Below are 19,573 nucleotides of genomic sequence, written 5' to 3' on the forward strand. Positions count from 1 at the left end.
TTATTTCTCATGTTTTCACTTTTAATCTAACACTGGATTAAAGGTGAAAACATATTTTATTTTATCGATCTCAGTTGAGACGAAATAGCGTTCATGTCGCTGCCCAACCGCTGGTTTCAACAGCAGGGAAGCCTTCACAAATCCGGCCAGTAGCACTGGGCCTCCCCTAGTGATTTCCCGTCGATCAGAAGACCGACACTAGCCTCGAAGACATATACCGGTACGTATTCACGACTAAATCCTGCGCAATCCGGGGCAACTTCACCCCCTCAGTTTGGATCACAAACGAATTAGGACACTAAATCGGCCCAGAAGGTTCTCTTACACCCAAAACAAATGGTCAACCTTGAGTTCATTTTCACCCTGCCATGAATAAGCAGCCAGCACACCATCTTTTGCCACACTAAAATCCAGACACGATGCCCGTTTCGAGGTAAGCCAGGGAGAGCCGGTCAACCAGTAGTGTCCGAAAAATAACGGACGTGTATCGGTATCATTCTGTAGTTGAGCCGAATAGACGCTTTGATCGACACAAACGTTTGCAATAGTTGCAGGAGCATCAAAGAAATATTCGCCATAGGTTGTAGCAGAAGTTACTTCTGTCCACCAACGAATGCGGCTTTTATGGCGGGTGTTGCCGTCTTTATCAGAAAAAACCAACTGGTTCGGTAAGGTAGCTTCCTTCCCTTTTAACGTTTCTTCAATGGCTTTCCAAAGGGCTGTGTGTTTGGTGGCTGCTTCAGGCAATAAGCCAGGAGCAAGTTTACCCTCGCCCAGTTGATGCTGTAATAATTGTATGTTAGCATTGTCCCAGCAGGCATGAACTACCCGAATTCTATCAAGAGATAAAAACAAAGGAACCGAATAGAACCAATCAAGATAGTCCTGCCATTCATCTAAGTGATTACGAAACTGGTAAAGCGTTTGGTAATGTTGGATAATATTTGGGGGTGAATGTTGCCGATAGTACCCACCGGTAGGTTTTTCCTGATGGAAGGCTAACGCATTAAATTCATGGTTACCTAATACGCCTAATGCCGCTCCAGTATCAATCATCGAACGGACTAATGCTAATGTTTGGCGAATTTGTGGCCCTCTATCGATCCAATCGCCGACAAAAACCGCCTTTCGATGCTTATGCTGATAGACACCATTTTGTGATGAGTACCCCAATAGCTCTAAAAGCTGGATAAGTTTATCTGCATAGCCGTGTACATCGCCAATAATATCATACATAGTTGGTATAGAAAGCTCTTCGATTAAATATAGAAGTTATTGACCAATTCCTTTGTCGGGGCGGGTCTCATTAGCCAATCTATAAGTTAACAAATGGACTCACGATCTTTTACTGGACGCGGTCGCCGGAACAAAAAGAGTAGTAAAGAAGTAGCTGATTTCGGGCAATAATCAGCACAACAGTTGGTATGATTCTGATGGTTAGCTTAGGCATCGATTGGTGAAGTAAGCTGTACAGACTTCATCGATACATAACCCAGCGCAAGAGGCTTCAAAAGAAAAGCTAAGCGAGGCCTGTTGAACGCGCTACGTTCCTGCCTATATCCCGTAGCTTCAGGGTTTACTAAAGTTAACCGGTACATTATACTTGACATTGACCGCATGACCCGCCTGTTTGCCGGGCTTCCAGGCCGGCATGCTCTGCACCAACCGAACGGCTTCAGTTGCCTCCAAGGATCCCTGACGATTCAACGCCATTGCCTCTTCAATTGCTCCCTGATCGGTGACCGTAAAGCTGACAAACACTTTACCGGTCAGCTTGTGGCTGGATGTGTCTTTTAGCTGGCGAACCTTGGCATTCATAAACGACTCATAGGCTTTCATGCCACCTACAAATTCGGGGGGCTGCTCGACAACTGTAAATAGCTCGCGCTCGCGAGCCGATTCGGTTTGAGCCTGAGCTGTGCCCAAGAACGTACTCAATAATACAGTCAGCAGCGCATAGGCTGTCAGCTGACTGCGATGAAAAAGCGAGTTGGTGTTCATCCGTAACGATTTAGGTATCAATAGCAAGACAAGAGTAGGGTAAATCCAGCTTAGTATAGCAAGTAGAACTACGGATTATGAGTGTGTACCTGTTCTAAAACCGTATGTTTGTTGATTGAGCCGTAGTGGCCGGTAGGCCGCAGCCACTGGACAGTTAATAAAACCACCATCTCAGAAAAACGCTCGTGGCTGTTGCACAACTATTTTACTGTTTAATTTGGGCCTCTATCCTGATCTGCAACAGGTTCAGAAAGCGGCATCTTAACCAAAATCAGGGGCGGATTACCTTGAATTGTCCTCTGGCACCAACCGTTTGTAGTTGTGCAACAGCCACGCTCCCACGTGAGACGAATAAACCCTTATGACTGCTTTTTCATTTGAGCAGTATAGGTACGAAAACAACTTCGTACACGCTTAAGGCATCCAGGACGCTAGAGATAAAGTATGGGGTAAAAGTTCATCCTTCGAGTAAAACGAGCGAGTAAGTTCACTTTTGACCTATATCTATCCAGCGTCGTTTATGCGCTCAACTGTTTGTAGGCTGCTGATAGGGTTGCTAGGCTTTACGTTGCCAGTGGCCTGTGTCGATCCGGAGGACTTGCTTGTGCACGGCACCAATGACATCCTTGTCATCGATGGCACAATCACCAATTTGGCCGAAGCTCAGACGATTCGACTCAGTCGATCAAAAGCGGATCCGCTCACCGGCCGCTTTGGGACTTTACCCATCACCAAAGCGAGCGTGGAAGTCGTTGTTGATTCAACCCAAGTCATTCCGGCTCATGAAACCGAGCCGGGAACTTACCAGCTTCCCGTTGACTTTAAAGGGCAGCTTAGTCACGCTTACCAATTACGATTTACCCTGTGGGAGGGTACTCGCTACCAATCCACTCAACAGGTGATGGTCGATGTGGCCCCCATCAATCGAGTCTATGCTCGATTTAACCCAGTGAGCCTACCTCCATCCGAAGCACTGGCTGGCTTTTTCAGAGCGGGCTATGATGTCTACCTGGATACCCAAGATCCAATCCATCAGCCCAATTATTACCGCTGGGATTGGAAACTCTGGGAAAAACAGAACTGGTGCCGCTCGTGTGGTATGGGGGTATACTCGGTCAACAACGTGGTTAAAAATTATTCGTCTGGAGGAATTCGGTACTATACAGCGGGGGACTCACTATTTGAAAATTGTTTTTATCCGCCAAATGAACCGGGACAACCCGCCTTGGACACCTATTTTGTGTATTATTATGAATGCCGCACCCAGTGCTGGGCTATTTTTTCCAGTTATTCGTTGCAGCTCTTTTCGGATAGGTACACCGATGGTAATCTGGTAAATGGTCAGTTGGTGGGCCATATCCCGTACTATCAGCATGCGCCTTGTTTAGTGGAAATCCGCCAGGCATCCTTACCGGCATCGGCCTATCAGTATTATAAGCAAGTGGCGGATCAAACCCAAAAAACAGGCACCTTGGTTGATGCACCGCCGAGCGTTCTAAGTGGCAATGTTCGTAACATTAGCTCCCAGACGGAAGGAGTGGTGGGTTACTTTACTGCCTCGGCTGTGTCGGCAAAACGGTATTGGCTGGATCGGAAAGACGCGACAGGCCTTCCCCTGGGAGCTACTGATCCGGCAGGCTCCTCGGGCCTGGCGGGGGCAGAATTGTTTTATGCCTTGAATGCCCGTCAACCTCATCCCGAACCCTCTCCACCGACAGTGCCTCAAATTCAGCTTGTTGATAAGTCTGGTCGTGCTCGACCGTTTACCGCCATTTGTGAGTCAAAAGACTCTCAGACGCCAGTCAAGCCAGTGGGTTGGCAGGATTAATGGTTCCACCCCATCGGAATACGTTGGGCCGGGTAAGATTGAGTTGACCGTAACGGCTGTGCCTTTGGTGAGTTGAGCCAGTCCGTTGGCTACCGAAAGTTTCGCCGTCTTCGACATGCCGTAATGAATCATTTCCGTCGGAACCTGAATACAACCCGCACAATCAGCCGTAACTGCTACGGTACGTTGATAACTTGATTTCAGTCTGTAAAGAAATCCAGTTTTGCAGTTGGAAACAAGACTAGCGTAGGCTACTAATTGAGTTTGACAGATAGTAAAGTCCTTGACAGAAATTAAAAAAGGAACATCCTCAAAAAATGCTCTTTCCTTAAGATGAAACGGGAGTTTTACAATAGACAAAACCGCCTACTAGAAACGAAGGATAGGCTTTACAACCCTTTAAAAGGAGCCAGCAATGACTCCAAACAGCGAATGGCCAACCTTTCGTTGTTCTTCCTGGTTAATTGGTTGAGTAGACTGCTTTATACACTCCTCTAAACAAATTGGCTGAGCGTTTTTATGAAACCGTCTTTTTCGGACTCCACAGGGTCCCTAACCGAACTCGTTTCTTTTTTAGCTACCCAACAAGATACCATCTTAAAAAACTGGCGCAGTCGCTGTGACCAGGACCCCTTCCTGACCAACGTAGCCCCGCTGAGTCGGACCGACTTTACCAATTCAATGCCCAACGTCCTCACCACCTTGCGGCAACGATTACTGGGTCAAACCGAGAACGAGAGTATCGCTCAACTAGCCCTCGATCATGGCTTACAACGGCGCTATAAAGCACACCTTATTCGCGAAACGGTACGGGAGCTAAACCACCTTACCCAGGCGCTTTATGATGAACTGCCTCATTTTCAGGCCTTGTTTCCTAACACCGATCCTAGTATGTTCTGGGCCGTCCAGCAACACATGACCCAGATTATGGCCGACATCATTGACGGTAGTATTCAGGTGTATGATGAGCTGCAACGCGCCGAAGCCGCTTGCCGGGCGGCCATTCTGCAAAAAGGGGTCGATCAAATGGACATGCTTTCCCGAGAGCGGAGTGAGAAGCTACGGGCCTCCATGCATGATTTACGGGGTGGTTGGGGCATTATCAGTGGGGCTGCCAGCCTGTTACGACTCGAGGGGCTAAGTGAGATCGAACGGGCGGATTACCTGGCCCTGTTAAGTCGTAATCTGATCAGTGTCCAGGTGATGATGGCTAATCTGATGGATTTGTCCCGACTGGATGCCGGCCAGGAAAACCTACAGATTGAAACCCTGAATGTAGCTGGGCTCTTAACCGAGATGGTGCACAGTGTGCAACCACTAGCCAATCAGAAAGGTCTGGTCGTTGCCGCAGATGGGCCTGAGACATTACAAATAGAAACTGATCGGGTCAAACTCCAGCGCATCGTTCAGAATCTGCTGCTCAACGCCCTGAAGTATACTTTCACGGGGTTTGTTCGTGTTTCCTGGACTCTGCAGCAGGGCGATCAGTGGCTGTTACAGATTCAAGATTCTGGACCTGGCTTACCGCTTCCCATCCTTACCTACTTGAATGCGGGGGTTTCTGCTGGCTCTCGCCCAGCAGAGCTATCATCTGCTGCCCCAGTTGGTGGGGTTAGCAGTGAAGGAGTCGCTGAGTCGGGGTTCACTCAACCCGTCAGTGAGCGTTCCTGGGGAGATGGGATTGGATTACGGATTGTCAATGCATTCAGTCAACGACTTAAAGCTAAGTTACTGGTAGAAACCGCACCGGGCCAAGGTACCTGTTTTAGCCTGTGGTTTCCAATTCGCTTTTAGGAGTAGCGTGTTCCTCTAAGTGACTGGTTAGTAGAACTGGTTCAACGGCGTGGCTCTACTAACCATCCTGAAGACCAACCAGCATCGTTTGTCCCTTTTACTCGGATTAGGAACGATATACCACCCTGAGTTTCTTATAGCTTTCCCAGGAGTGCTCCTGGGAAGAACGTACGTGGAGAAGGCGAGTTACTCACCCATTGGCTTATGTTGACGAAAAATGATCCATTCATAGCCTGTCACTACTTTTGATTGAATCGCAAATACTTAATTTGCTACACCAATCTTTTAAAGGCAAGTGACTAATTTTAGGAAAGACCGCCTGAGCAGTCGGCGGCTGCCATACGAAACAGCAAACCTACTCCATACGAGCAGCTCAAATTAATCCCTTTTCGATATGCATAGGCTTTTTTAACATAGGTTAATCGGTTTTGAGTAACTTCGCATCCTTTATCTCAACGGCCTGCAAACGAGCTAGTGAACGTCTTTCCTCCGCCCCCTGCTGGTCATCCAGCCGACCTATCTGCTGGGATATCTACTGCGATTCTGCTACTCCAGGCCCCGACCAACCTGACTACCTCCTTTCGAGTGATCCAGGCTAATGAAGCGGCACGGCAACTAGCCGGTTCCATCACCTTACCGGGGACTTTACTGGAGCACTTACCTTACCCCTTCAATTCACCTGAACTGGCCCAACAGCTTACCAGGCTGATTGAGCCAGGTAGCCAGACGCAAGTTAATCTTCCTCCCCGTCGTCAACCGGCTTTCCCCGCTGAGGGGTATGAGTGTCAGTTGTTAAAAGCCACCCCGGAGCAGGTGGTCGTTTCTCTACTCAGCGTTAAGCGTAACCCGGAGCCTGCTTACCTCGAGTCTGTGTTTGAGGCCTTGCCAGCCGGGCTCATCGTGTTTCAGGCCATCCGCCAGGCCGACGGACAAATTATTGATTTCCAGGCCGTGCTTTGCAACCCGGTTGGCGCTACCATCACCCATCAACCCCGGGAGGATATCTTATCCAAAACCATCAGTGAACGCTACCCCAACATGCAGGCCTATGATTTATTTCATCAATATGTGGCAGTGGTAACCACGGGGCAACCCCATCAGCAACTGCTTTACTTACCCACCAGGGACCTCTGGCTCGACGTGTCAGTAGCGAAGTATGGCGATGGCCTGCTGGTTTGCTTTCAGGACGTTACCCGGGGGCAGAAAACAGCCGCCCTGCTGGAAAGTGTGATGAGCAGTTCGCCCGCATCGGTTCGTTATTACGAAGCCATTCGGAATACAGAGGGCCATATTATTGATTTTATGACCAGCACGGGCAATGAACTGGCAGCCTACCGACCCTTTCGGCCCGCTGACTCAACGACCGGTAAACGCATGCTGGAACTGTATCCCTACCTGAAAGACAATGGCGTATTTGACCGCTATGTAGCCGTCGTGGAGTCGGGTCAGCCGGATCAGTTCGAAACCTCGTATCCGCTGCCAACCCGCACCGTCTGGTTCGACTGCCGGGCCGTACGCCATGGGGCAGGCTTTGTGCTAACCACGCTGGATATTACCCCCCAAAAAGAAGCCCAGTCGGAAGGGCAGCGCCAGGCGGATCTCATCCAGGGGGTGCTCAACAGTTCGAAAAGTAGCATTGTCGTCCTGGAATCCATCGCCGATCAGCAAGATAAGGTCGTTGACTTTCAGATACCGCTCGCCAACCCAGCCACACTGAGACTATTTTCCCACTTTTTAGACCCGACTATCTCGTTAGAATCTGTAGTGGGTCAGACGCTGTTGACCCTTTTTCCCGCCGTCAAACAGCGACCGCTCTTTGGCGCCCTGCTTTCGGTGGTGCAGACAAAAGAGTCGATTCATACCACCGTCGCTTATCAGGAGCTGGGCTTAGCCTATGAGTACGAGATTCTCCCCTTCCAGGCGGGCCTACTTATGATCACCACCGATATTACCCCTCTCCGGGCTTATCAACAGCAACTGGAAGTCAGCAACCAGGCGCTGAGTCGATCCAATGCCTATTTAGAGCAGTTTGCCGCCGTTGCCTCCCATGATTTACAGGAGCCCCTGCGAAAAATAGACTCCTTCGCCGATTTGCTGCTGGCCCAGTACGCCCCTCAGCTCGATGCAACCGGTCAGGATTTGCTTCGACGGCAACAGAACGCGGCCCAGCGCATGCAGGCTCTCATCCGGGGGCTGCTGGACTACTCCCGGCTGTCGACGTCATCGCTTCCGGTCGAATCGGTATCGCTTCAAACGCTACTGGCCGAGGTTTTAACAGATTTAGAAGCTACTATCCAGCAAACCCGTGCCCAGATCAGTCGTACTTCCTTACCAACGCTGGTAGGGAATGCAACCCAGCTTCGTCAATTGCTCCAGAACTTAGTTGCCAATGCGCTAAAGTTTACCAAGCCTGGCCAATCACCCCACGTACAAATAACTAGCTTTCCCATCAAGGCTGAAGAATTACCCCACCAGCCACCGGTTATCAGGGCCGAAAGCTGGATCGGGCTTCGGGTGGCTGATGAAGGTATTGGCTTTGAGTCATCCTCCCAGGAACACATCTTTGAGTTGTTTCACCGGTTGCACGGTCGAAGTCAGTACAGTGGATCGGGGATTGGGCTGGCCATTGTCAAAAAAGTTGTGGAGAATCATGGAGGCCAAATCACAGTTAGTAGTCAACCCGGTGTAGGGGCTGTCTTTACAGTTTATTTGCCACTTCAGGCCTGATTCCTGTCCCGGGCGGGACGCGGTTTCGTTTATAAAAACACTATGGCTCGTATTCAACCCATTACATCCCGACTGTTTCAACTGCGTCTGGGGGCCGTCAATGCCTTCGTGATTAAAGATGATGGGCTCACCCTGGTTGATACAGGTTATGCCGGCAGTATGGCTACCATTTTTTCCTTGCTGCAAAAGCATGGAGAAAACCCCTACGACCTAAAACGAGTGGTTTTGACGCATGCTCACCCGGATCATGCCGGTAGTGCGTCGGCGATTAAAGCCAGGCTGGGCATACCGGTACTGGCTCACGCGCTGGAAGCGCCCTTGCTGGAAGTGGGCTCCAGCGGCCAATCCCCCATTCATCCATCCCCTGGCCTTGTCAACGGGTTGATTTACCAGCTATTCATAAAAGGAGGTAAAGGAACGATTCCCCCGGTGAGCGTGGATGAGCGGTTAGCGCATACCGACATCATTCCCGTCGTGGGTGGACTACAGGTCGTTCATACGCCGGGGCACACGGTGGGGCATATCGCTTTATGGCTGAAAGAAGAAGGGGTAATGATTGCTGGCGATACGTGTGCGCATGTCCTGGGGCTGGATTGGAGCGCCGTCTACGAAGACCGATTGCTGGGTCTTAAGAGCATTCAACGGATGGCCGAGTACCCGTTCGATCAAGCGGTTTTTGGGCATGGGTCGCCGTTGCAGCCGCTGGCTAATCAGAAGCTGAAGGCGAAATTTGGGGCGTTGGCCCCTGCATAATCCTAAACAGCTCAAGCCATTTATTTGTGGTACCGCTTAGGGTACAGCTGCGAATAAAGTAACGTCAGACCCACCTCGCCTGGCCCATACGGACCGTCTCAATCAAGCAGCCCATGCGCGGGGAGCGCCCGCTTAACGAGCCCCTTCCGGTGGTTAGTTCCACTAGGTAGCTGGAGCAGGAGCAGTCCAACATTTATTGATAGTTACCAACTTAAACTTCTGCCGTATCTTGTACCAGCAAACAATTCCCAACTGCCCACTTATCCACTACATTTGACAGCCCACTGACCTAGACCTTATCCATTGACGAGTTGTAGACAACTATATGCTGACTTCTTCGGGCACTTCGCCAACCAGTAATCAAGGATTTCTTTCCGGTGGGGGAGAACTGGGTGACATGATTCGTTCCTATGGGTGGGCTCAAACACCACTGGGGGCCGTTGAAGGCTGGCCCCAGAGTCTGCGCTCGGCTTTGAGTATCTGCCTTAATTCCAACTTTCCCATCGCCATTTACTGGGGAAAGGAGTTGCAGTTATTGTATAACAATGCCTGGAAGCCCATTCCAGGCAATAAACATCCCTGGGCTCTAGGCCGAACCGCCCGCCAGGTTTGGCCCGAAATCTGGGCGCAGATAGAGCCCCAGTTTGCCCTGGCCTTTCGGGGGCAGCCGGGTGGTTCCAAAGATGCCCTGCTTCCCATGCAGCGCCACGGCTACACCGAAGAATGTTACTTCGATTTTACGTTCACCCCGATTTATGGGGAAGCAGGAACCGTCGAAGGCGTTTTCAATGCGGTCATTGAAACAACGTACCGGGTGATCAGTGAACGACGTACCGCATTTTTAAAACAAATGGCCATTGAACTGGCCGGTGCAGCTACCTCGGCCCAGGTGTATCAACAGGCGATTCAGTACCTGCAGGGCCTCAATAAAGATATATCATTTGCAAGCCTATATACCCAGACGGGTTCGGAAGTTCCCGTACTCTTGGCTTCCACCAATGATTCAGTTGAAACGATTCAGTCCCTAAAAAAATCGTTGCCTTTTGATGAATGTCGTCAAGCTGGCCAATCGATTTTACTTTCCGACTTGAGTGAATACCTCTCGGTGGTACCTACCGGCTACTGGGCCGAATTACCCACGGCAGCCGTCCTGGTTCCTCTGAAAAGTAGCACAGGCCGCGTAGATGAATTTCTCTTCTGTGGACTGAGTCCCCGTCTGCGCTATGATGAAGAGTACAAGGTATTTATTGACAATATTGCCAGTGCTATCGCTACAGTCGTTGCCAACATTACTGCTTTGGAAGCCGAACGAAAGCGGGCCGAAGCCTTAGCCGAGATCGACCGGGCCAAAACGACCTTTTTTGCCAATATCAGCCATGAGTTCAGAACGCCCCTGACCCTGTTGTTAGGCCCTATTGAAGAATTGCTGACCGATCCTCAGCTTAATTCGAGTTATAAATCCAGCCTTGCCGTTGCGCATCGCAATGCCTTGCGCATGCAGAAGCTAGTCAATACGCTGCTTGATTTTTCTAAGATTGAGGCAGGTCGAGCCAAGGCAACCTTTCAGGCCGTTGATATTGGCTCCTATACCGCTGAGCTAGCCAGTACCTTTCGTTCGGCCATTGAGAAAGCCGGTATGCAGTTGCAGATCGATAGCCAACCCGTATCGGAAGCGGTCTATCTGGATCTGGATATGTGGGAGCAAATTGTGCTCAACCTGGTATCCAACGCCTTCAAATACAGTCAAGCGGGGACCATATCTCTCACGATACGGCCAGTTGATCATAGGGTTGAAGTAGCCGTAGCGGACACCGGAGTCGGAATTCCACCTGATCAACTGGATAAGCTATTTAATCGCTTTCATCGAATTGAAAATGACTATAGCCGAAGCCAGGAAGGAACGGGCATTGGTCTAGCCCTGGTGAAAGAACTGGTTAAGTTACATGGGGGCAGCATTGCCGTGCGGAGTGAACTCGGGAAAGGCTCTGTATTTACGATTGCGCTTCCAACCGGCAAGGATCATTTACCACCTGACCAACTAGCCAAGGTCAATACGCAGGCCTTTTCTTCCCAATCGGCGGCCTATGTTCAGGAAGCCTTACGATGGATTCCCTCACCTGATCTTCAAGCGACATCCGCTGAAAACTACTTAGCAGAGCCAATCCCTGTTGATCAGTCAGCAAAGCCAACGGTGCTACTGGCCGATGATAACGCTGATATGAGAGATTATGTCCAGCGATTATTGCAGGAGCAGTTTGTCGTAGTAACGGCGATCGATGGGCAGGATGCCTGGTCGAAAATGCACCACTACAAGCCGGATCTGCTGATTGCCGACATTATGATGCCCAAACTGGACGGCTTTGGCTTGTTAAGTCAGGTACGGTCGCACCCCGAACTGAAATCGACCCCTGTACTCTTTTTATCGGCCCGGGCGGGCGAGGAAGCAAAAGTAGAGGGATTAGACGCTGGAGCGGATGATTACCTGGTCAAGCCTTTTTCAGCTAAGGAACTCATTGTGCGGGTGGCTAATCATATTCGCATCAACCAAATTCGACGCGAAACCGAACAGCAGTTTTACCAGTTGTTTATGCAGGCTCCGACGCTGATCAATGTTTTTAAAGGTCCTGAGCATCGGTATGAACTTTTCCATCCCTTAAACAAAGAAATTTTTGGGGAGGTCGATTTTACGGGCATGCCTATCCGACAGGCCTTGCCCGAGCTGGAAGATCAGGGCATTTTCGAGCTACTGGATGAGGTGTACCAGACGGGAAGGCCAATTGAGCAACAGGAGCGGGCCGTCGAATTTCTCGGTAAAGACGGAAAACGGGAAGTCCGGTATCTCAATTTCATTTACCAACCGTGGTATGATCTAAAGGGCCATATTCAGGGAGTTCTCAATGTGGCGATCGACGTTACGCGGCAGGTGGCTGCCCAGAAAGTGATTGAAAAAAGCGCCCAAAATCTTCAGGCCATTTTTACCCAGGCCCCCGTGGCAATGACCTTGTTTCGGGGGCGTAATCAAGTAGTTGACATCGTCAACCAGCGTATGCTTACCTTTTGGGGAAAGTCGAAAGATGACGTACTGGCGAAATCGGTTTTTGACGGGTTGCCTGAGATTAAAGGTCAGGGATTTGAGGCTATATTAGATCAGGTCTATATGACGGGAGAGCCTTATTCGGCCATCGAGCGGCCCGTAAAGCTGGTTCGGAATGGTCGGCTTGAAACCGCTTATGTGAACTTTGCCTATGAGGCCCTGCGAGAAAGTGATGGGTCGATATCGGGCGTCATGGCCGTCGCCCTGGAGGTAACCGAACAGGTGTTGGCCCGGAAAGCCGTTGAAGAAGCGGAGACAAAAGCCCGGCTAGCGATTGAGTCAGCCGATTTGGGCACCTACGAAATTGAGCTGCAAACCGATGAGCTAACGGCCAATGATCGATTTTATCAGGTTTGGGGAGCGAGTCAGCCTATGGCTCGTCAGGAATTAGCGACCCGTATTCATCCCGACGACATGCCCATTCGGGAAAGGGCACACCAGGAGCTGGCCAGCAGCGGTAAGCTGCACTATGAGGTTAGGGTTCAGGGTGAGGATCAACTGGAACGGTGGGTCAAGCTGACAGGAAGGCTTCTGCATGATCCTCAGGGAAAACCGACCACCTTATTAGGCGTAATACAGGATATTACGGAGCAAAAACAGTTCTCCCAGCTGCTCAGCCAGCAGGTCAGACAACGAACACTTGAGCTACAACGATCCAATGAGGATCTTCAGCAGTTTGCCCACGTGGCCAGCCATGATCTGAAAGAACCCGCTCGCAAGGTGAAGCTGTTCAGTAGTCGGCTCGGGGAGGAATATGGCCATGAGCTCCCCGAAAAAGCCCAGCACTTTGTTGCCAAAATTGGTCAATCAGCCGAGCGCATGTTATCGATGATTCAGGGCGTTCTGACTTACTCTTCGCTGAATGGGGTGTCTCAGCTTGCGGAGCCCATCGATTTGAATAGCCTGCTTGAACAGATTGAAACGGATTTAGAAGTATTGATTTTGGACAAACAGGCTCATATTCACAGGCAGGTATTACCGTCGATTGAAGGGATTCCTGTGTTGATCTACCAGTTATTTTATAACTTAATCAATAATTCCCTTAAATTCAGTCACCTAACGAATTCACCAGTTATCACCATTGCGTCGTCTACAGAAGCCGATGAACAGGCGGTAACTATTCTTGTCGCCGATAATGGGATCGGCTTTGATCAACGACAGGCTGGCAGGATTTTCGAACCGTTTACGCGGTTGCATACCAAAGATGCGTATGAAGGCACCGGATTAGGCTTAGCTTTATGCAAAAAGATTGTGGAACGCCATGGGGGAACGATTGGCGTGGAGAGTGCTCTTAACCATGGCAGTACCTTTACGATAACCCTTCCCCGAACCCAACATCTGTCCAATACCCCTTAAAAGCCATGTCAATGCGCCTGTTGCTGATAGACGACGATATCGATGATCGGGATTTATTTTGTGAAGTAATCCAGGACATTGACACCACCCTGGAGTGTCAACTGGCCGCCAATGGCCCGGAAGCACTCCAAACATTAGCCGAGCAGCCAGCCACCCGTCCTGACCTTATTTTCCTGGATATCAATATGCCCATCATGAATGGCTGGGAGTGTTTGATTCAACTGAAACAAGAAGCTTCTTTTCAGTCCATACCCGTTCTTATGTATTCAACGTCTGCTCAAGGAACCGATCAAGCCAAAGCCGACCAATTAGGAGCTTTAGGGCTCATTACAAAACCCAGTGGCTATAAACAGTTAAAAGCGTTGTTAAAAGGAATCCTTCTTCATTTAGAAACCAACACGCTTACCAGGCAGGTGGCGCAGTCATATCGTTAAATCCAACTCTACAGTCTGCACTTACGTCTGCATACACCCCAAAATCCCATCCGGAGTTAGCGCATCTCCCGAAGCACTTGCTGACCAGCTGCCGTCAGGGTGAATAAGCGTTGGCGCCGTCCGCCCCGGGCGATAGAAGCGCCACCCAATTCCGAGCCAACGAGGCCCTTCTCTTCCAAGCGATACTAGACCACATGCCCCCCCGTCACGGATGTGGTTCGATGGGTTCGTTATTTAAGTTCCCCGACAATCGAGACGCCACAGGCCCCGGTAGGTTGTTGTTGAAGCAGGGCAACAGCGAGTAAGACCAACTCGTCAAACTCACCCAGATAAGTTCGACTCATACCAAATAGATGACAACGTATATTTCATTAGTACTTGCTGGACAATAGAATGGCCATTATTTTAAATAGCTGATTATTAGCAATGTACCCTGATCAATAGGGATTAAATGTTTGAAACTGAACAAATGCTGTCCGGTAATAGGTCACCATAGGCCGTTTATATGACCTCAGATTTATTCCTGGGAACATCCTCATAAAATCCTCCCATGTAACATGATCACAGCTTCATATATCCGTTTCAATACTGGGGCGACTTCTAAAACGGTAGCCTTGGCATTGACTATTCAATCAAATAATTACCGGTTAATCATATATAAGGATCTCAATACCAATAGTTTAGTAGTATTAGGAAGTACCATAAGCTTCATAAACTTAAACACTCCTGATATGTCTACACGTACTACGTCTCGGGCACATGGTTGGTTCATCGCATTATTGCTGCTTTTCCACTGGAATTTGCAAGCGGAGGGGATGCTTACGATCATCAAGATCGATTCAAGTCAATCTACAAAGTCATTTAGTGAACCCAAGGTACTCATTGACCCCACCCCCATCAGCCTGACAGCTACCGCGGGGGTGCCGTTTCAATACCAGCTACCAGCCCTACTGATCCATAATAATGCGATCTACTCTTCACCACAGCTCCCTGGCAATGGATTGAGTTTATCGTATGAAACCTATCCGCCTTCGATCGTTGGTGCGCCAAACGCCACAGGCGTGATGAACCTGACTGTTACCGCAACGGCAAATGTGAATAGTCAGATCGAGTCGGCCTGGGTGGCAATTACCATCACAGTCAATCCACCCACTCCCATCAGTCTGACGGCTACCGCGGGGGTGCCGTTTAAATACGAGATGCCCGTCCTACTGCCCTATAATAGTGCAGGTTATACGTCACCACAGCTCCCTGGAAATGGATTGAGATTGTCTTACCAAACCTACCCTCCTTCGATTGTCGGCGCACCGAATGCTACAGGTGTGACGAATCTTACCGTCAGCGCCAATACGACTGTGAATGGGGAGGCTAAGGCCGCCTGGGTACCCATTAGTCTGACCGTCATGCCGGCCACCCCTATTAGTCTGACGGCCACTGCTGGCGTACCATTTGAGTACCCAATACCGTACCTGTTACCCTACCCTAGCGGGAGCTACACAGCAACGGGTCTACCCGATAATGGGTTAAGTTTGTCGTTTCTAAACTTTCCCCCATCCATCAAGGGCACCCCCACCGCCACGGGTGTGATGAACCTGACCATTAACGCGACCATTACGGTGAATAGTCAGGATGAATCTGCCTGGAAACCGATCAGTATCACCGTCAATCCAGCACCCAACAGCTTCGCCATTGCCACCGTCAACCTGATCAGTTGTCAACCGACTGATAACGGACAAAGGTTAATTAAATTCAACCCGGTTTATAGCGGTCTGACAGGGGAGAAGATCGTTTTGGCTATTGCTTACGATAACTTCATCACCGATCAGCCCGGTCCCTATACCCTCCAGGTACCTACCGACCAGCCTATCCTGACCTTTATCGCCCAGCAAGGCAGTAATACGGCCGTCTACAACTACCGCTGGCTAGATGCCTGTACCGTAGGGCCAGCTAATCAGCCACCCACCACGGCGGGTATTCCCAACCAAACGACCCAGCCAGGACAAGCTTACCAGCTTAGCTTGGCGAATTACTTTGCCGATCCGGATGGCAACCCCTTAACGTTTATCGTATCCGGTCTTCCTTCGACTCTAAATCAAACAGGAGTCATTATTAGTGGTACGCCCACCAGTGAGGGCAGTTTTCCGGTCAGCGTAACAGCGGTGGATCCAGAGGGCTTGTTTGTCACGACTAGCTTCCTGCTCATGGTGAACGGTACGACTCCACCGATTCAGCCCTTTGCTTTAGTTAGCGTTACCACGAATGGGTGTCAGAGCCTGGGGAGGAATCAGTGGCAGGTGACGTTTACTCCTCAGTATACAGGTCTGACCGGTGATCAACTCGTGCTGGCGATGACCAATGGAACGATTACGACTCAAGCCGGCCCCTATAGCCCGACCTTATCGACGGATCAGCCGCTGTTGACGTTGATTGCTCAGCAAGGCGGTACGACCTCCGTCTATAATTACAACTGGCTATCGGCCTGTAACGCAGGCGCTCGTCGGGCCGCCATTGAACCCATCCCCTCTTTACAGGTGAAGGTGCTGGGCAATCCAGTGCAGGGCCAGCAGGTAGAATTGGAAATTCGGGGGGTGGTAGGAAGTTGGGTAGAGGTATCGGTGCTGGATGCTCAAGGCCGCTCTGATCACCCGCAGCGGTTGGCCTGGTCCACGGATGGGCAGCGAGTCAGTGTACCTTTAGGTTGGGGAATGGGAGTACAGTTGGTGAAGGTACAGACTGAGCATCAATCTCAAACGGTGAAAGTGATCAAGGGCTATTAAGAAAGGCGTTGTACGCTCCTACACCACACCCGTAGGAGGATCCACTCGGGGTTGGTGTAGGAGCGTACTTTATGTGGAAATTGCTTTTGCTTTATTCTCAAGATAGGCTCCCATCTCAGACGAGGGAGTTTCTCGATCCGTAAATGGGGTGTTTAATGAGCATCCCCTATTTGGAAACAACGAACCGTAATTTGGAAACATTTCGTTTTTTATACTTTCCGAATTTTGCCTTGTTAACATGAAAATCAGAAAATAACACATAAAAAAGTAAGCTTTAAAAACAGAAGCTGGGATGTTACCGGATAGATTACATTTTCCTGAGAATTTTGATAAATCATGTCATAGTTAGCATTGATGGTTGAAGTACTATAAAAGAGCAAATGGTTCGCTTGTAGGCCATCCACTCGCTACAAAGGTTTTATTGCTTTCACCTTTTACGATTCTTTCCAATGAATTTTTTACTGAAACTAGTAGGCGTCGGTTTGCTGGCCACAGGCCTTGTATTTGCAATCAAACCTGATTTTTTTGGTAAATTTTCTACATCCCCCGATGCTTATCAGATGATAGAAAAAAGAGTAAAATGGGGGTTGCTGATTGGTATGGGTGGATTCATGATCGCTTATACTAATTGGGCCTCATGGAACTTACTAGCTACGGCTCTATTACTATCTATTACACTCGGTATTATCATAGCAAGATTAATAGGCTTTGCGTTAGATGGATTTTTCACCAAACAATTTTACTGGTTGTTGATCGAAATAGTCGCTTTCATCAGTTTTGGGGTTTTGTATTGGAAGCAAAGAAATTAAGGCAAGCAAATTCATAATTTCCAAAACTGAAGCAGAGATGAACATCATTAATTCCTTATCTGAATTTCATCGCTTACTGTCTATTCCGCCACCATTGCATCCGTTGGTCAGTATAGTACATGTTTCGGAAATACACGCCATAACTTCTGATTTCTGGAAAAAATTCACTACTACTTTTTATACGATTTCGTTAAAAACTAACATTCAGTCGAAAATAAAGTACGGACAAAATTATTATGATTTTGATCGGGGGACAATGGTATTTACGGCACCGAAACAGGTTCAATCGGTTGAAGTGGAAACCGCCAATATATTCAATGAAACTTCCGGAGCTGGTTATGTACTACTGTTTCATCCTGATTTTTTAGGAAAACACTCTTTATCGGTAAGTATCAAAGAGTACAGTTTCTTTTCCTATGCTGTAAACGAAGCCTTACATCTTTCAGAAAAAGAAGAAAATAATGTGATTGATATTTTTAAAAAAATAGACGAAGAATATCAGCATATCGACCCTCATACACAAGGTATTATACTGGCGCAAATAGATGTATTGCTTCAATATAGCAACCGCTTTTACCAACGACAATTTATTACCCGTAAGGCGGTAAACGTCGATTTATTAACAAGAACCGAAGGGCTCATCAGCGAGTATTTCAATGCTGGAATGGGCTTAAAAAGAGGGGTCCTTACAGTAGAATATTTGGCGAATCAGCTCAATCTATCTGCCAATTATTTAAGCGATGCCCTCAGGTCGCTCACCGGACAAAGTACCCAACAACACATCCACGAAAAATTGATTGAAAAAGCAAAGGAATATTTAACGGTAAGTAACTTATCTGTTTCCGAAATCGCCTATAACTTAGGCTTCGAGCGTCCGCAATCGTTCAATAAACTATTCAAAGCCAAGACGAATCAGAGCCCTCTGGAGTTCAGGGATTCGTTTAACTGATATAAAGTAATCCTGTTGGAACTACTTTGGTTAGGCTTCATTTACGTTTACCCTACCTCAATACGCTAGCCGTGTGAATTTCGTCTGTCTTTCAATGAATTAGGCCAGACAGTCAAGAATAGTACAATCAAACTGACAAGAAAAAAACTTCCGTTTATTCGGGAAATACGAACCGTTAATTCTATGAACAAAACCATTTTTATTACAGGGGCTTCCTCGGGCTTAGGTAAGGCAACCGCTAAATTATTTCAAGCGAAGGGCTGGAACGTTATCGCAACTATGCGATCTCCGGAAAACGAAAAAGAGTTGAACCAGTTCGATAATGTGACATTGTTGCCGCTCGATGTTACTAATCCGGTTGAAATAAAAAACACGGTAGCGAAAGCGATCAGCCTGCACGAAATTGATGCGGTGTTTAACAATGCTGGCTATGGACTTATGGGGGCCTTAGAATCATTCTCCGATGACCAGATTGTCAATCAACTTACCACCAATCTTCTAGGTGTGATTAGGGTAACAAAAGAATTCATTCCGCATTTCAGAGAAAAAAAATCTGGCGTTTTTGTGAGCACGACTTCGATGGGGGGTCTGTTGGCTTTTCCCTTGCACAGCGTATACCATGCCGCCAAATTTGGGGTCGAGGGATGGAGCGAAAGTATGTCATTTGAATTGGCCATGCACAATATTCAGATCAAAACGGTTGCTCCAGGAGCTATTGCCACCAATTTCACTGGGCGTTCACTAGACAAAGTATCGTCCTCTAATTACACAAGACTAGAGGATAAACTCTTTGCAAACGTAGATAAAATGATGCGTGTGGCAGCGGATGCCACCCAAATAGCGGATGTAGTTTATGAAGCCGTAACCGATGGGAAAGACCAGGTAAATTATGTAGCCGGTGAAGACGCAAAAGCGATTTATGCAAGGCGTTTAGAAATTGGTCCCAATGCTTTCAGGCAGGAAATCAAAGCCCAATTCTTAGACTAGACGAACGTAAATAGCATATATATAGGCAATTAGCCGGGACGCTCCCTCCACACTAACGATAAAG

At 48.6% G+C, this 19,573-nt stretch carries 13 protein-coding genes; 10 read left to right on the forward strand and 3 right to left on the reverse strand.

Annotated features, from left to right (window positions below):
- Positions 1-321 precede the first annotated feature (321 nt).
- Positions 322-1,236, reverse strand: a complete 915-nt coding sequence (locus tag ACYVE4_RS18890; RefSeq protein WP_461041755.1) for a metallophosphoesterase — start codon at positions 1,234-1,236, stop codon at positions 322-324.
- A 333-nt stretch (positions 1,237-1,569) separates the two neighbouring features.
- The gene (locus ACYVE4_RS18895) at positions 1,570-2,001 is read right to left on the reverse strand and encodes an energy transducer TonB (protein ID WP_461041756.1); all 432 of its coding nucleotides are present in this window, start codon (positions 1,999-2,001) and stop codon (positions 1,570-1,572) included.
- Positions 2,002-2,521: 520 nt separating this feature from the next.
- Here ACYVE4_RS18895 and ACYVE4_RS18900 point away from each other — a divergent pair.
- The 6 genes from ACYVE4_RS18900 to ACYVE4_RS18925 all read left to right on the forward strand — a co-directional run bounded on the left by ACYVE4_RS18900 (position 2,522) and on the right by ACYVE4_RS18925 (position 13,987).
- A complete protein-coding gene (locus tag ACYVE4_RS18900; RefSeq protein WP_461041757.1) occupies positions 2,522-3,829 on the forward strand; it encodes a DUF4249 domain-containing protein in 1,308 nt (435 codons plus the stop codon).
- A gap of 519 nt (positions 3,830-4,348) precedes the next feature.
- Positions 4,349-5,623 carry a sensor histidine kinase gene (locus tag ACYVE4_RS18905; RefSeq protein ID WP_461041758.1) on the forward strand — a complete coding sequence of 425 codons (1,275 nt, stop codon included), beginning with the start codon at positions 4,349-4,351 and terminating at the stop codon, positions 5,621-5,623.
- A 474-nt stretch (positions 5,624-6,097) separates the two neighbouring features.
- Positions 6,098-8,350: a PAS domain-containing sensor histidine kinase gene (locus ACYVE4_RS18910; protein ID WP_461041759.1), complete on the forward strand. Its 2,253-nt coding sequence runs from the start codon at positions 6,098-6,100 to the stop codon at positions 8,348-8,350.
- A gap of 42 nt (positions 8,351-8,392) precedes the next feature.
- Complete coding sequence (locus tag ACYVE4_RS18915) at positions 8,393-9,103, forward strand: MBL fold metallo-hydrolase (protein ID WP_461041760.1); 711 nt, start codon at positions 8,393-8,395, stop codon at positions 9,101-9,103.
- 325 nt (positions 9,104-9,428) lie between these two features.
- A complete protein-coding gene (locus ACYVE4_RS18920; RefSeq protein ID WP_461041761.1) occupies positions 9,429-13,553 on the forward strand; it encodes an ATP-binding protein in 4,125 nt (1,374 codons plus the stop codon).
- Between the two features lie 5 nt (positions 13,554-13,558).
- On the forward strand, positions 13,559-13,987 hold the full coding sequence (locus tag ACYVE4_RS18925; RefSeq protein ID WP_461041762.1) for a response regulator: 429 nt from the start codon (positions 13,559-13,561) through the stop codon (positions 13,985-13,987).
- Between the two features lie 56 nt (positions 13,988-14,043).
- Here the strand turns inward: ACYVE4_RS18925 and ACYVE4_RS18930 are convergent, their stop codons facing one another.
- Positions 14,044-14,166: a hypothetical protein gene (locus tag ACYVE4_RS18930; protein ID WP_461041763.1), complete on the reverse strand. Its 123-nt coding sequence runs from the start codon at positions 14,164-14,166 to the stop codon at positions 14,044-14,046.
- A 552-nt stretch (positions 14,167-14,718) separates the two neighbouring features.
- Here ACYVE4_RS18930 and ACYVE4_RS18935 point away from each other — a divergent pair.
- The 4 genes from ACYVE4_RS18935 to ACYVE4_RS18950 all read left to right on the forward strand — a co-directional run bounded on the left by ACYVE4_RS18935 (position 14,719) and on the right by ACYVE4_RS18950 (position 19,509).
- A complete protein-coding gene (locus ACYVE4_RS18935; protein ID WP_461041764.1) occupies positions 14,719-16,764 on the forward strand; it encodes a hypothetical protein in 2,046 nt (681 codons plus the stop codon).
- Positions 16,765-17,213: 449 nt separating this feature from the next.
- A complete protein-coding gene (locus tag ACYVE4_RS18940; protein ID WP_461041765.1) occupies positions 17,214-17,573 on the forward strand; it encodes a DUF4345 family protein in 360 nt (119 codons plus the stop codon).
- Between the two features lie 37 nt (positions 17,574-17,610).
- Entirely contained in the window at positions 17,611-18,522 is a 912-nt protein-coding gene (locus ACYVE4_RS18945; RefSeq protein WP_461041766.1) for a helix-turn-helix domain-containing protein, read from the forward strand.
- Positions 18,523-18,705: 183 nt separating this feature from the next.
- Positions 18,706-19,509, forward strand: a complete 804-nt coding sequence (locus tag ACYVE4_RS18950) for an SDR family oxidoreductase (RefSeq protein WP_461041767.1) — start codon at positions 18,706-18,708, stop codon at positions 19,507-19,509.
- The last annotated feature ends 64 nt before the right edge of the window (positions 19,510-19,573 follow it).

It is taken from the genome of Spirosoma harenae (assembly GCF_054776975.1).